This is a genomic window from Lyngbya sp. CCY1209 (assembly GCF_055795065.1).
In genome coordinates, this window is sequence record NZ_JAYFER010000626.1 from 1 (window position 1) to 14,251 (window position 14,251).

The 14,251-nt window shown below is 54.7% G+C and carries 13 protein-coding genes; 4 read left to right on the forward strand and 9 right to left on the reverse strand.

What is annotated here, in order from left to right:
- Window positions 1-115 precede the first annotated feature (115 nt).
- Window positions 116-721 (reverse strand): 3-isopropylmalate dehydratase small subunit, encoded by a 606-nt coding sequence (gene leuD, locus AC0QHF_RS23765; protein ID WP_324706741.1) that lies wholly within the window; start codon window positions 719-721, stop codon window positions 116-118.
- 222 nt (window positions 722-943) lie between these two features.
- On the reverse strand, window positions 944-2,347 hold the full coding sequence (gene leuC / locus AC0QHF_RS23770) for a 3-isopropylmalate dehydratase large subunit (protein WP_324706742.1): 1,404 nt from the start codon (window positions 2,345-2,347) through the stop codon (window positions 944-946).
- Between the two features lie 287 nt (window positions 2,348-2,634).
- Between leuC and AC0QHF_RS23775 the strand changes: the two genes are divergently transcribed.
- Window positions 2,635-3,174, forward strand: coding sequence for an SWIM zinc finger family protein (locus AC0QHF_RS23775; protein ID WP_324706743.1), 540 nt, complete (start codon window positions 2,635-2,637; stop codon window positions 3,172-3,174).
- A 66-nt stretch (window positions 3,175-3,240) separates the two neighbouring features.
- Here AC0QHF_RS23775 and AC0QHF_RS23780 read toward each other — a convergent pair whose 3' ends face one another.
- Window positions 3,241-3,510 carry a hypothetical protein gene (locus AC0QHF_RS23780; protein WP_324706744.1) on the reverse strand — a complete coding sequence of 90 codons (270 nt, stop codon included), beginning with the start codon at window positions 3,508-3,510 and terminating at the stop codon, window positions 3,241-3,243.
- Window positions 3,511-3,784: 274 nt separating this feature from the next.
- Between AC0QHF_RS23780 and AC0QHF_RS23785 the strand changes: the two genes are divergently transcribed.
- Window positions 3,785-3,967, forward strand: a complete 183-nt coding sequence (locus AC0QHF_RS23785; protein WP_324706745.1) for a hypothetical protein — start codon at window positions 3,785-3,787, stop codon at window positions 3,965-3,967.
- 132 nt (window positions 3,968-4,099) lie between these two features.
- On the opposite strand, the gene AC0QHF_RS23790 is transcribed toward AC0QHF_RS23785, so the two are convergent.
- Window positions 4,100-4,207: a TerD family protein gene (locus tag AC0QHF_RS23790; protein WP_473113740.1), complete on the reverse strand. Its 108-nt coding sequence runs from the start codon at window positions 4,205-4,207 to the stop codon at window positions 4,100-4,102.
- Window positions 4,208-4,529: 322 nt separating this feature from the next.
- On the opposite strand from AC0QHF_RS23790, the gene AC0QHF_RS23795 reads away from it, so the two are divergent.
- The gene (locus tag AC0QHF_RS23795) at window positions 4,530-4,778 is read left to right on the forward strand and encodes a UPF0175 family protein (RefSeq protein ID WP_324706746.1); all 249 of its coding nucleotides are present in this window, start codon (window positions 4,530-4,532) and stop codon (window positions 4,776-4,778) included.
- 177 nt (window positions 4,779-4,955) lie between these two features.
- Here the strand turns inward: AC0QHF_RS23795 and AC0QHF_RS23800 are convergent, their stop codons facing one another.
- The 5 genes from AC0QHF_RS23800 to AC0QHF_RS23820 form a co-directional block, all read right to left on the reverse strand.
- Entirely contained in the window at window positions 4,956-5,612 is a 657-nt protein-coding gene (locus AC0QHF_RS23800) for a Uma2 family endonuclease (RefSeq protein ID WP_375341461.1), read from the reverse strand.
- A gap of 278 nt (window positions 5,613-5,890) precedes the next feature.
- On the reverse strand, window positions 5,891-6,901 hold the full coding sequence (locus AC0QHF_RS23805; RefSeq protein ID WP_324706747.1) for an NAD(P)-dependent oxidoreductase: 1,011 nt from the start codon (window positions 6,899-6,901) through the stop codon (window positions 5,891-5,893).
- 62 nt (window positions 6,902-6,963) lie between these two features.
- Window positions 6,964-7,407: a hypothetical protein gene (locus AC0QHF_RS23810; protein ID WP_324706748.1), complete on the reverse strand. Its 444-nt coding sequence runs from the start codon at window positions 7,405-7,407 to the stop codon at window positions 6,964-6,966.
- Between the two features lie 228 nt (window positions 7,408-7,635).
- Window positions 7,636-11,478: a GAF domain-containing protein gene (locus AC0QHF_RS23815; RefSeq protein ID WP_324706749.1), complete on the reverse strand. Its 3,843-nt coding sequence runs from the start codon at window positions 11,476-11,478 to the stop codon at window positions 7,636-7,638.
- 165 nt (window positions 11,479-11,643) lie between these two features.
- A complete protein-coding gene (locus AC0QHF_RS23820) occupies window positions 11,644-12,672 on the reverse strand; it encodes a GGDEF domain-containing response regulator (protein ID WP_324706750.1) in 1,029 nt (342 codons plus the stop codon).
- 247 nt (window positions 12,673-12,919) lie between these two features.
- On the opposite strand from AC0QHF_RS23820, the gene AC0QHF_RS23825 reads away from it, so the two are divergent.
- Entirely contained in the window at window positions 12,920-14,119 is a 1,200-nt protein-coding gene (locus AC0QHF_RS23825) for an HhoA/HhoB/HtrA family serine endopeptidase (RefSeq protein ID WP_324706751.1), read from the forward strand.
- Window positions 14,120-14,251: the final 132 nt, after the last annotated feature.

A 14,251-nucleotide genomic window follows, 5' to 3' on the forward strand; every position in this document is an offset into this window, starting at 1 on the left:
ACCGCTTGGGAATCAATTCCCCGAGGGCGCAAGCCTTGCGCCCCTACCAGCCAAAATCATCGGTCGATGATTGGGGAGTTGGTGCGGTTAAAAACTGGATCTGATGTCCAATTAATTAGGACGCAGCCGGATTGTCCCACTGCAAATAGGGCAGTTGTGTGGCCGTGGCGCGAACTTTGTCCGCATTGGCGACCAACTGGCCGCAGTTGTCCCAACTGCCGTTTATGAACGCCTGCCGCGATCCTTCGTTCATTTTGACGTCGATCGCAATATCCCCGCAGCGGACCTGCATCGCCCCGAGATCGAGCACCATTTCCGCCTGTGGATCGGCTTCTAAGGCCGCCTGCAACCGCTTCACGGCGTCCGGTTCGGCCGTCACGCAGGGAACCCCCATCGCGCCGCAATTGCCCAAAAAGATTTCGGCGAAACTCTCCCCGACGATCGCCTGAATGCCCCATTTTGCCAACGCTTGGGGGGCGTGTTCGCGGGAGGACCCGCAGCCGAAGTTGTGGTTGACGACCAGAATATTCGCCCCTTGATATTGGGGGAGATCGAAGGGGTGATTGCCATTTAATTGTTGGCGATCGTCGGCAAACGCCTGTTCCCCTAAACCGTCGAAGGTGACGCAGCGCAAAAACCGCGCCGGAATGATGCGATCGGTGTCGATATCCCCGCCGACGAGGGGAATGCCTTTGCCGGAAACTGTTTGAATTTGACTCATGGGGAAAGTGAAAAGTGAAAAGTGAAAAGTGAAAAGTGAAAATAGCGGTTTTCGATCCGATGAGATATGGATGATCCCCCTAAATCCCCCTTAAAAAGGGGGACTTTGACCCCAGACCGCACCTCGCCAATTTGAAAAACGCTGTAGGGAATGAGCCGGGAAATTGACAATTATGACCGATCGATTGTCCCTACACCCCACACCCTACACCCTACACCCAAATTAAATTAACTCGCGGACGTCTGCGACCGTTCCGTTGATGGCTGCGGCGACGACCATCGCGGGGCTCATCAGGAGGGTGCGTCCGGTGGATGAACCTTGGCGGCCTTTGAAGTTGCGGTTGGAGGAGGAGGCGCTGATCTGGTTGCCCTGCAATTTGTCCGGGTTCATGGCCAGACACATGGAACAACCGGCCTCCCGCCACTCGAAGCCGGCGTCTTGGAAGATGCGATCGAGGCCTTCGGCTTCTGCCGCTTTTTTGACCCGTTCCGAACCGGGGACGACGAAGGCTTTCACACCCTCGGCGACTTTCCGGCCTTGGGCGAATTTTGCGGCTTCCCGCAGGTCACTCAACCGTCCGTTGGTGCAACTGCCGATGAAGCAGACGTCCACTTTGGTGCCACGGATGGGGGTTCCGGGGGTGAATTCCATGTAGCGGTAGGCTTCTTGGGCGATCGCGCGATCGCCCTCCGGCAGGTGTCCGGGGTCGGGGATGGCCTCGTCCACGCCGATGCCCTGGCCGGGGGTGATGCCCCAGGTAACGGTGGGGGGGATATCGGCGGCGTCGAAGGTGATGACATCATCGTAAACCGCATCGGTGTCGCTGCGGATCTGGTCCCACCAGGCGATCGCTTTTTCCCAATTTTCCCCTTTGGGGGCGAAATCCCGGTCTTTCAAATAGTCGTAAGTCACCGCGTCGGGGTTGACGTAGCCGCAGCGGGCGCCCCCTTCGATGGACATATTGCAGATGGTCATCCGTTCTTCCATCGACATGGCTTCGATGGTGGTCCCGGCGTATTCGTAGGCGTAGCCGACGCCGCCTTTCACCCCCAGTTTGCGGATGATGTGGAGGACGACATCTTTGGCGTAGACCCCCGGGCGCAGTTGGCCGTTGACTTCGATGCGACGGACTTTGAGTTTCGACAGGGCCAGGGTTTGGGAGGCGAGGACGTCCCGGACTTGGGAGGTGCCGATGCCGAAGGCGATCGCGCCGAAAGCCCCGTGGGTGGAGGTGTGGGAGTCCCCGCAGGCGATGGTCATCCCCGGTTGGGTTAACCCCTGTTCCGGGGCGATGACGTGGACGATGCCCTGGTTGCCGGAACCGATATTGTAGAACCGGATGCCGTGTTCGGCGCAGCTTTGTTCCAGGGCCCGCATCATCTCTTCGGCGAGGACGTCGGCGAAGGGACGGGCTTGGTTTTCCGTGGGGACGATATGATCGACCGTGGCGACGGTGCGATCGGGGAAGAGGACGTTCAGGTTGCGATCGCGCAACATGGCGAAGGCTTGGGGACTCGTCACCTCGTGGATCAGGTGCAGGCCGATGAAGAGTTGCGTCTGACCGGATGGCAGGGTTCCGACGGCGTGCAAGTCCCAAACTTTATCGAATAGTGTTCCTTTGCTCATAAGACCGGGCTGAATCGGCGTATCCAACGCGCTTAAATCTGTTGTCAATTTTACCGTTTTTGGTGCTCCGAGGAAATGGGGGCGATGGAGAATCCTTTGGACTCCGGGCATCCGACTGGACGAAAATGCCTCAAGTCCCCTTCCCGCTTCGGGTTGAGCGAGCGATCGCTCTCGAAATATGTTACAATAGAGGAGACAAAAGAGCGCTCTCCCCCCTTGGTTTTGGATAGAGCGCTCAGTCCCCAATATTTTGATCACAAGGGCATAATATCACAATGAGACACCCGATGATCGCCCCTGCAGCGAAAATGCAGTTTGGGGTTTCTCCGTCTCCCCTCGCGGAACCTCAATTCCCCCAAATTACCCCTTTGGTTTCCCGGCCGATTAAAATTGAAACCATCGACAGTATCGGCATCGGCGAGACTCCCCGGCTGGTGTACTCGACCCCTGAAGGTCGCTGGAGTCGCCTGATTTCTAAAGCCGAATTTAACAAAATTTGGTCGCTGTACCTGAAGCTTAAGGGCTTGAAAGATACCCTAATCTTGAAATCGAAAATTAACAAATCCGGCATTCATTTGCAGACCCAACGGGTGACGATTTGTATCGCACAAGCCGAGGCGAAATCGTTCCTGTCCCGTTACAACCGGGTGGCGATCGCGCCCCTGCAAGTCCGCCTGATTCCCCAAGGGGCGGTGGTTTGGAATGAAAATCGCAGTACCTTATCTTTGGTCAAAGATGGGGAATGCACCTGCGAAGATTGGCGCTACCGCCAGACCATTTGTAAACACCAAATCGCGGCCGAACTGTGCCGATCCCAGTCCCGTTAGTTTCCGATCTGTTTTTGATTTCCCACATCTCTCAAGTTTGGGGAAATGTGGGAATTTTTTTGCCGGTTATTGAGATTTTCGGATCGCTTCCACCAGGGAAGAATAATCGACATCCGCCAAATTCAATTCCGCGATCGCCCGTTCAATTACTAATCGCACCCCCTGCAAACTTTCGGTGTTAAAATTAGACGCGATCGCCTCATTTTGGAATAATTTCGTATGTTTGAGTAAATGTTTGGTGGGAAAATTGCGATCGGCATAATTCCCGTCCGTCAGGGGTTCTAGGCTGCGATCGAACCCGGAAGCATGGGAGGCACCGTCGCGGCGGATCTTCACAAAAATTTCAACATTTGTCGCTAGATAGCTAGAAACCGGGTTTCTACCAGTATTTCTCATTCTGACCAAAAACATTTCCTAGAAACCCGGTTTCTTCGTCTCACCAAATAGCCATTCAACTTTCAACCAAATTAGAAGTTAATATATTCAAAAATGCCTCGACGATTTGATCTGGTTGTTCGCAACACTATTGCAAATGTGGTTGTTCCTTAGAATCTTTAACAACTGCCATTTGCTTCACATACCTGTAAATAGTTCAAACAAAGAGGAAGCTATGATTGCTATAATCGATCCCATTACTCTAACCATAGTTTTGTCTGCAGTAGGAGGAGCAGTAGCAGGAAAAAAAGGCAATGACGTTTTTGACGGATTGTTTGCTGCCGGTAATGCTGCCAAGTTAGATGAAAGTATTAACACGCTAGAAAACGGTAAAGATAACAACGATCGCAAGAATTAGTCAGATTAAACCCTCAGCTTTTTGGTAGCTGTAAAAAAATAGTGGCTTAATTACAATGCCCCAAGGGTTTCATGTTCTAAAACGCTAGTAGAACAGACATTTTGTCTGTTCTACAGTGCTGGCAACCTTAACCTACTGCATAAAAGAAGAAACAACCCCATTCATATCATCAGCGAAAGAATCGCCCAACGCCTTAAACTTCCACTGGGAGCCATTTCGAGAAACCTCCCCCATCAACATCGAGATTTTATCTTCATATTAAGTGGACTTGTACTAATATGAGCCTTGAAATTGATTTCAAGGCGGGTTAGCTTCGCCCCACCAGATAGCCATAAACCCGGTTTCTTCGCACCCCCACCAGACACCTAGAAACCGGGTTTCTACCAACATCTCTCAATCCCCACCCACATCTCCCCTAGAAACCCGGTTTCTTAGCCCTCTCATCTCCCCACAGATATCTAGAAACCGGGTTTCTTATCCGAAAACCATGCTACAATTGTCAAAAAGGTGGAAATGACCCAGTAATTAATAAATGTCTTTTGAAATCATGAGGTAATGGTGGATGCAAGCAATTAATATACAAATTCCCCTCGAATTAATTGAGCAAGGGGAAAGGGCAGTTTTGGAACAAATTGCCATGCAACTCTATCAAAATAAAATATTTACCTTTGGTCAAGCCCGTCGATTGTTGGATTATTCCGTGTGGGAATTTCAAAAACTGTTGGGAGAAAATCATATTGTTCGGCAATACGACACCGATGATTTTACAGAGGATATAGAAGCGATTCAATCCGGATTTTTGGATGGTTAAAATCATTTCTTCCCACCAGACACCTAGAAACCGGGTTTCTACCAACATCTCTCATTCCAAAAAAAATCTCCCTAGAAACCCGGTTTCTTCCTCCCCACAAAAAACCGTTTCCCTCGCAATCCTTAACATGGCGTAAAAATTCTTGAGCTTTTGCAATCTGTCGCGAGTTTTCAGGGGTCAGCTATTTGCGGCGGGTTGAAACTGTGCCATTAACCAGGCGCCCACCTGGGACTGATCTTGGCTGCGGCTGCGTTTGAGAGCCTCGTCCAGGGTCGCTATTTCCAACCCTGGAAACATGAGAGAGACATCAATTCGCTGGCTGCCGCGATCGCTCATTTGATAAGCCAATACTTCGGCTGTTTCCACCTTCACAATCCAATACTCGGAAATCCCCACATCTTCGTAGAGGACTCGCTTGACAGTGCGATCGTCCAACAGGGATGATTTCGCCACCTCCACCACCAAATTCGGCACCGGATACTTTTCCAGATTGACAATATCGGTGCCGCCGGGGATGGCGGTTGCCTGGGTGCCAATATAATAAGCCAAATCCGGCTGAAATTCTGTATAGCCCGTTTTGCGGAAGGAACAATTGTCTAAAATCGTGAATGGAATGCCTTTCAAAATACCATAGAGATTAATGGCAAGAGCGATAATTCCATGATCTTTGCTGTGATCGAAGCCGACGGATAGTTGCATTTCCAATCGCATTCGCCCATTGCTGTAATATCCCTTGGATTTGGCGTGGGCGGGGTCATCCAAAGCCCGAAGGTATTCGTCCCAGGTGGCAGGAACCCAGGTATCACTGACGCTGAGGGTACAGGGTGGATTCATGCTCATCATTCCAAAGGACAAATCGACATTTATTCTATATTACCCGTAGTTTTGGACTTTGACAATCCGTCGTGCCTTCATCATCGGTTAAGTGGGGGCGGTTCGCTCACCAGATACCTAGAAACCGGGTTTCTACCAGTCTCTCTCGTTCTTCCCAAAAAACTTCCATAGAAACCCGGTTTCTTCGCCCCACCAGATAGCTAGAAACCGGGTTTCTACCAGCATCTCTCGTTCTTCAAAAAAAACTCCCATAGAAACCCGGTTTCTTCGGCCCAAGGTCAGTCGTTCGGGGATTTTCGGATCGCTTCCACCAGGGAAGAATAATCGACATCAGCCAAATCCAATTCCCCGATCGCCCGTTCAATTACTAATCGCACCCCGTCCAAACTTTGGGGATTCAACTGAGACGCGATCGCCTCATTTTGGAATAATTTCGTATCTTTGAGCAAATGTTTGCTGGGAAAGTTGGGATCGCCATAATTCCCGTCAACCATGCGTTGTAGCTTTTTGTCAAAAGTGGGGGCGTACAAGGCACTTTCCCGGAGGATCTTCATAAAAGTTTCAACATCTGCCCCCTGGCGTTGGATGAAGCTGAGACTCAACCCGAATGCGGCGGTTAACGAAGCGATCAGTTGGTTGAGGGCCAATTTCACCGCCGCCGCCGATCCCACCTCTCCAATTAACATCGGTTCTCCCAGGTGTTTGAGTACCGGCGTCCACCGTTCCAACTGTTGCGGCGTTCCCCCCACCATCACCTGTAGCGTACCGGATTTGACTTGGGGGATGCTGCCCAAAACTGGGGCTTCCAGATAATCTCCCCCGGCGGCGACAATGGCATCCCGGATGTCCCGACTTTCCCGGGGGGCGATGGTTCCCATCTGAATGGCGGTGCGATCGCGCCATTTTGCCTTAACATTGGGGGAGAGGACTACCGCTTCGATGGCGGGGGCGTCCGCCAACATCAAAATTGTACAGTCCGCCGCGGCGATCGCATCTCCGGGAGACGCGGCAATTTCTGCACCCGCCTCCTGCAACGGTGCCAATTTCTCCGGGGTACGATTATAGGCGACAACCTCCAACCCGACTTCCAAGAACCGCCCAGCCATCGGCTGTCCCATCAGTCCCGTTCCGATCAATCCAACTTTCATGTGGTGCGTCCGGTTACTCCAGTTTTTAATTTTAGGGAATAGGCAATAGGCAATAGGCAATAAGAAGACAGAGACTCCCTTCGCCTCCTCCGCTCCCTCCGCTTCCTCCGCCCCTCCGCCCCCCTGCCCCTCCGCCCCCATTCAAAATCCCCCTCCCGACAGAAACGAAAGGGGGACGGATGGAATTGACAGCGGATCTGGAATTAAGCGTCTGAATCAGCTTTTTGGAGCAATTCAGCGCGGATCATACCGCCATCCCAAGTCCAATCTGGCTTCTCTTGTTTGGGGATAAAATTGGCCAGGATAGTGTCGGGGCTGCTTTCATAAAATTGCGTAATTTCTGCGATCGCCCACAGGCCCCACGGTGCCCGCACCCAAATTTTATCGCCGATCGCGAACACTTCGCCCTGGGGATTTTTGGCTTCCGAGAGTTCCACCAGGGGTTTGGGTTTGTGCTTGACGGGTTTGGGGAGTCTCGACGGGCGGGGCCGGTCCTTGTTGAAGTTCGGGCGTTTGGAGTCTTCCGGATTGGGGGTCGGACGTTTGGTATCTTCCGGCTTCTCCGTTTGATCCGCGACAGGCTTTGTCTCTGGTTCGGGGGGTTTCTTGGGTCGGGTAACGGCCAATATTTTGTGATTGCTACTCATTAATTCTCCCGGATGCTACTACGTCACCATATCCTGTGTACATTTTATTCGTTTCCCAATGACTCTGACGAATGCCGTGCATCGTCGAGATCGAGAAAAACCGCGATCGCTCGGTTGATCCTTGGGGCTATTCTAGAATATCCTATTTTTTCTATGCACCGGGAGCGGCGGAATATCCGGAGCGTATCGATGCTCGGGAGAAACGGGCGAACATGGCGACGAAAATCCTCAAACTCCCGATTCTCCGGCTATCGGTTCCGTCATCTCCAAAATTTGGTCGAACTCAAAATTATCCGTCAACTCTCTGAGGCAGCGGCCCAAATCCGCTTGGGATTCGGGAATTTCTGCGATCAGGGCGAGAATTTCGGGTTCGTCCGTACACAAGACGGCCCGGTGCACTCGCGCGATCCAGGTTTTCGGCATTTCCCGGAGGCGATCGCCGATCGTCGCGGATGGGAGGTCGCAAGTCGGGGGGGACTCGGTTTCTGGGGACATCAATTCCAGATTATCTTTATATTCGTAGCGCACCCCCAAATGTTGTGCCATTTGATCGAATAAGATCGCCTCGCGGAAAGGCTTGCTGACGAAATCATCGCACCCCGCCGCCAAAATGCGCGATCGCTCCTCCTCGAAGGCGTGGGCTGTCAGAGCGATAATCGTCGGGACGCGATCGGGGGGAATTTCGGTTTTGATCCGGCGGGTCGCCTCCAAACCGTCCATCACCGGCATCCGCATATCCATCCAGACCAGATGGGGGAACCACTCAGCGGAGGTTCTGAGGGCCTGCAAGCCGTTTTCGGCCTCCCGCACCTCAAAACCCACCTCGGAGAGCAAATGCACCAGCACGCGGCGATTTTCCTCGGCATCTTCAACCACCAAAATTCGGTAAGTCGGTTCTCCGGGAGCTAAACCGATGACCCGTTTGGGATTGGGTTGGGCGGGAATCTCTTTGCGATCGGCGGCTTTGACGAGGATTTCAAATTGAACCGTGGTGCCGTGTCCCACCCGAGTGTTAACGGAGATCTCGCCACCCATCATCCGCACGAATTTTTGGCTGATCGGCAATCCCAAACCCGTGCCCTCGTTGGACTTGCGGCCCGTCTCCGTCTGTCCGAACGCTTCAAATAGCAGGGGGATCTCCGCCTGGGCGATTCCGGGGCCGGTGTCTTCGACTTCAAAGGCCAAAATCGTCCCGTCGGGGTGCGGGCGGGGGGAACATTGCACCCGCAAGGTGACTTGTCCGCGATCGGTAAATTTGATCGCATTTCCCAACAAATTGATCAGAACTTGGCGGAGCTTGTTCTCGTCGGTTTTCACATATTGGGGCACCTCGGGTCTGCAGTCGAAAAACAACTGGAGTCCCTTGTTTTTCGCCCGCAACCCCAACATTTCCTCCAAATTGCCCAACAGGTAATGCAGGTCAAAACTGTCCTCGTTGAAGGTGATGCGGCCCGCTTCGATCTTGGACATTTCCAAAACGTCGTTGATCAGTTCCAACAGGTGTTCCCCGGAGCGGCCGATAATTTTGACCTGCTCCCGCTGGGACGGGTTCAGGTGGTCGTCGCGGGCGAGAATTTGGGTGAAACCCAGGATGGCATTCAGGGGGGTCCGCAACTCGTGGCTCATCTTGGCCAAAAATTCGCTCTTAGCCCGGTTGGCGGCGTCGGCCGTCTCCTTCGCCCTTTGCAACTGGTCCATCAGTTCGACTTGCTGGAGGGCGACCCCCAATTGGTTGGCAATTTGCAGCAGCAAGCTGACTTCCCGAGATTCCCAATGGCGGGGGAGGCGGTGTTGGTAGACGCCGAGCATCCCCCACTGGGTTTCGCCGAGGAAAACGGGGGCGACGAGGTAGGCGCGGATGTCGAACCGCTCCATCAGGCGGCGGTGGGAGTCGGAGAGGGGGGCGGTGTAGATGTCGTCGATCGCCCGCCGGTGGCTATTTTGATGGGTATTTCCCGGACTTTCGAGCAGGTGTTCGGAAAACCAGATTTCTTTTTCGGGGGCATCTTTCAATGTCGGGCTCCCGGCGATGGCGGACTCGAATAAAAATTGCCCCTTCGAGTCGGGCAAGTTTCGGTAAACCACGACGCGATCGCAGCGGAGGATCTGCCGCACTTCCTGGGCCGTCGCCTTGAAAATCATGTCGATATCCAACGTCTGCCGGATGGTTTCGATCACCCGCGCCAGGGCCCGTTCCTGTCGGGCGGCTTTGGCCTGTTCTTCGGACTGTTGCTGAGCCCGGGTCAGCAATTGTGCCTGTTGGATGGCGACGCCGAGTTGGGTGGCAATTTTGCGGACAAATTCCACCTCCGAAGCTTTCCAGTGGCGGGGGGCCGAACACTGGTGGATGCAGAGCAATCCCCAAAGTTGGCTCCCTTTTAACAGGGGGATCACCAAATTGGCGCGAATTTGAAACGCTTCGAGCAGTCGAATGTAGCAGGGATTCAAACGGGCCTCGTAAATGTCGGCGACGGACTGGAGCCGGGAGTGCTGGTATCCGGAGACGAGTTTGCCCGTAAAACAAGGGTCTTGAATCCTCCGGGTGAGGGTGGAGTTGAAGGCTGGCAAAACGTCCTCGGAAATAAACTGGCCGCGGGTATGATTTGAGGTGGAATCGAAGCGGAAGACGGCGACGCGATCGGCTTCGAGCAGTTGGCGGACTTCCCGAGTGGCGGTCTGAAAGATGGTGTCGATGTCGAGGGTGCGCCGAATTTTGTCGATCACTTGAGCCAGGGCTCGCTCCCGCTCCGCTTCCCGCAGCAAATGTTCGGCTTTGCGACGCAGTTCGATTTCCAGGGTGGTCTGGAGTTTTTCCTTTTGCTGTTTCGTCTGAGCCAACAGTTGAGCCTGTTGGATGGCGACGCCGAGTTGGGCGCCGATTTGCATGAGAAAGTTGATCTCGGGCGAAGTCCACACCCGGGGCCCGGAATTTTGAAAGGCGGCCAGCAGCCCCCACAACTGTTGATTTTGATAGATGGCGATGATGGCGTAGGCCCGGGCTTGGTAGCGCTCCAGGATGTCGATGTAACAGTCGGAAAATCCGGCTTTGTAGATGTCGTCGCAGACCCGAAACACCTCGCCCCGGCTGAACGGACCTCCCTCGGTTTCTTGGAGGTGGGTATCGACGTTGGGGGAGCTGGATAAGTATTTGAGGCTGCACTCGCTGATATTGGCTCTCACAGACGCATCCCGGTGCTGGAGGTTCATCAGGGAGAGCCACCCGTCGGCTTGGGATTCCACCATGAATTCGCCGCTCCAGTCGGCGTTGAAGCGATAAATCACGACGCGATCGCACTCGAGCAACTGGCGGACTTCTTGGGTGCTGGTGTCGAAGATCGTCTCCAGGTTCAGGGACTCGCGGATCTTGTTGATGATCGCGGCTACGGCCTTCTCCCGCTGCACGGCCTGGGCCACCGCCTGGGTGAGGTCGTCGGACTGCCGCTGCAACTTTTGCACGAATTCGGCGTGTTGGAGGGCGATACCCAGGTGGGTGGCGATTTGGCGGACGAATTCGATCTCCGGCGGACGCCACCGCCGGGGGCCGGAACATTGGTGGATGCACAGGAGTCCCCACAGGTTCTCCCCCTGCAACAGGGGCACGACGAGGTTGGCCCGCACCTGAAACCGTGCCAAAATTTGGACGTGACAGCGGGCCAGGGGCAGGGTGTAGATGTCTTCGGCCATCCAAATTCGCCCCTGTCGGTAGTATCGGGCGTGATGCTCTCCGAAACAGTGGTCACTGATTTTGGCGGCCAGGGCACAGTTATACTCGGGCAGGACGTCTTCCGAGACGAATTCTCCGCATTGATATTGGGAGTCGGTGTCGAAGCGGTACATCCCGACGCGATCGGCGTCGAGGAGTTGCCGTACTTCCCGGGCGGTGGAGGTGAAGATGCTTTCGAGGTCGAGGGATTCCCGGATTTTGCCGATCACGGCGAACAGGGCTTTTTGTTGGGCGACCTGGGAAGATTCGGCCGCCGGGGATTTGAGTTGGGCGACCTGCCGGCGTAGGGCGGCTAATTCTTGCATCAGTTCTTCCCGCGTCGGGGTGTTGGGGGTGAGTTCGGACATTTGCAATTAACAATTAACAATTAACAATTAACAATTAATAATTAATAATTATATTTTTTGTTTTTTTGACCGTACAAACTTCTCGATGGTCTTGTCGGGGCCCCTGGCTTGCGCCCCGATTTGAGATTTCCCTACACCCTACACCCTACCCCCTACACCCTCCTACTATGGCAGGGCGGTGACACGATCGCGGCCGTGTTCTTTGGACTGGTACAGGGCGCGATCGGCCAGATCGATGAGGGTGGAGGGGTGGTTTTCGGGGTGGGGAATTTGACTGCCGACGCCGAAACTGAGGGTGACGATCGCACCGATTTGAGAGTGGGGGTGGGGGATTTCCAGGTGCCGCACCGATCGCGAGATGTCTTCGGCTACGGCGATCGCGCCGTCCAAGGGGGTGTTGGGCAGCAAGACCGCGAATTCTTCTCCGCCGTACCGGGCCGCCAGGTCCGCGGGCCGTTTGAGGGAGTCGCTGATGGCTCGGGCGATCGCCCGCAGGCAGTCGTCCCCCATCTGATGGCCGTAGTGGTCGTTGTAGGGTTTGAAATAATCGACGTCGCACATGATCAGGGACAGGGGTTGCCCCTCCCGGGCCAGACGCCGCCATTCGCGATCGATGTATTCGTCAAATCGGCGTCGGTTGGCGACGTGGGTGAGGCCGTCGAGATGGGCGAGGCGGTACAGTTCGGCGTTGGCTTTTTGCAATTCGGATTGCGATCGCTGCAGGGCCGCTTCGATTTCCTTTCGCCTCTGAATCTCTTCTTGAAGTTGTCGATTCTGGATTTGCAGTTGTTGCTGCTGCCGCCGCAATGTGATTTGAGTTTTGACCCGCACCAACACTTCTTCGACTTGAAAGGGTTTGGTAATGTAATCGACCCCCCCCATCGTGAAGGCTTTGACTTTATCGGGCAGCTCGTCCAAAGCACTCATGAAAATGACGGGAATTTCGGCGGTGCGGCTGTCGGCTTTGAGTTGCACACAGACTTCGTAGCCGTCCATGTCCGGCATCTTGATGTCGAGCAGCACCAAATCCGGGGGGGAAGCCCGAGCCGTGATCAGCGCCATTTTGCCCTTGGTGACGCGCCGGACTTCATAGCCGTTGTCGATCAACATCTCCGAGAGCAGTCGCAAGTTATCCGGTTTGTCGTCAACCAGCAAAATATTACCCAACTTGGAATGGTTTGGAAGCCGGATCATTGGCGCGTTAGGAAACCGGAAAGAGACAGAAAAATGGGATGGGTACGGGCGATCAGCGGGCGATCGGGATAGATCTCAAAATTGAAGCAATCTATCCCTCTATGATACAACCGTGTAGCCATTTCCAACCCCCCCACCGCCGACTCGATACCGGACCAAAATTTCATATCGCCGTCACACGGATGCAACGAATCCGTCAAATCCCCGATTTAACTTAGGAATCGTAAGTTAATCAAAGGTTTGAGCCATGCAAGATTTATCGAAATCCTCCGGTCCCCGGTTTCAACCGATCGCCTATCTGTCGATGGCGCTGTTGGGCGCGGCGGCCACTTGGGGGGTCACGACCTACACCTCCGATGCCCGTTCCTCAAGCATAACTCCAGAAGAACCGATCGCTTCCCAAGTTTCCCCGGATGCTTCCCTGGCCCAAAATCCCAACCTCGTGAGTGCCGTGGTGGAGCGGGTGGGAGCGGCAGTGGTGCGGATCGATACGGCGAAAACCGTGGAAACAAATGTCCCGGATGCGTTTCAAGATCCGTTTTTCGGCCAATTTTTCGGCCCCGGAATGCCCGATGTCCCCCGAGAGCGGACGGTTCGGGGCGAGGGGTCTGGATTTATCGTCGGCGCGGACGGGCGCATCCTCACCAACGCTCACGTGGTGGACGGGGCGACGGATGTGCGCGTCACCCTGCGGGACGGCCGGGAGTTTGAAGGCCGAGTTCTGGGGACGGACCCGGTGACGGACGTGGCGGTGGTGAAGATCGAGGCGGACGACCTGCCGACGGTGAGTTTGGGCGATTCCGAGCGGTTGCAGCCCGGAGAAATGGCGATCGCGATCGGAAATCCCCTCGGACTGGAAAATACGGTGACGATGGGAATTATCAGCGCCACGGGCCGATCGAGCAGCGACATCGGCGCCCCGGACAAGCGGGTGAGTTTCATCCAAACCGACGCGGCAATCAACCCCGGAAATTCCGGCGGGCCGCTGCTGAACCAACGGGGCGAAGTGATCGGCATGAACACGGCGATCATCCAGGGCGCCCAGGGGTTGGGATTCGCCATCCCCATCAATCGGGTGGAAAATATCGCCGACCAAATTATCGCCAATGGCAAGGTGGAACATCCGTTTTTGGGCATCCAAATGGTCACGTTGGACCCCCAGGTGAAGGAGGATATCAACGGCGACCCCAACAGCGGTTTGAGCGTGCAGGCTGACCGGGGGGTGCTGATCGTGCGGGTGGTTCCCGGTTCTCCGGCCCACGAGGCGGGGTTGCGATCGGGTGACGTGATCGCCAAGATCGACGGCAAAGCGATTAAGGATGCCGCCGAGGTTCAGGAAGCGGTGGAAAACATCGGGGTGGGCGGTCGATTGCAAATGGAATTGCAGCGCAACGGCCAAATTCAAACTTTGGCGGTCCGCACCGGAACGATGGCGAATGAAGGCTAGGTGCAACTGGGTGGGCAACTCTATAAGGTTGCCCCCACACAGACACAACTACAACTGGGCGGGCAACCAGAGACGGTTGCCCCCACACAGACCCAACTACAATTGGGCGGGCAACCAGAGACGGTTGCCCCC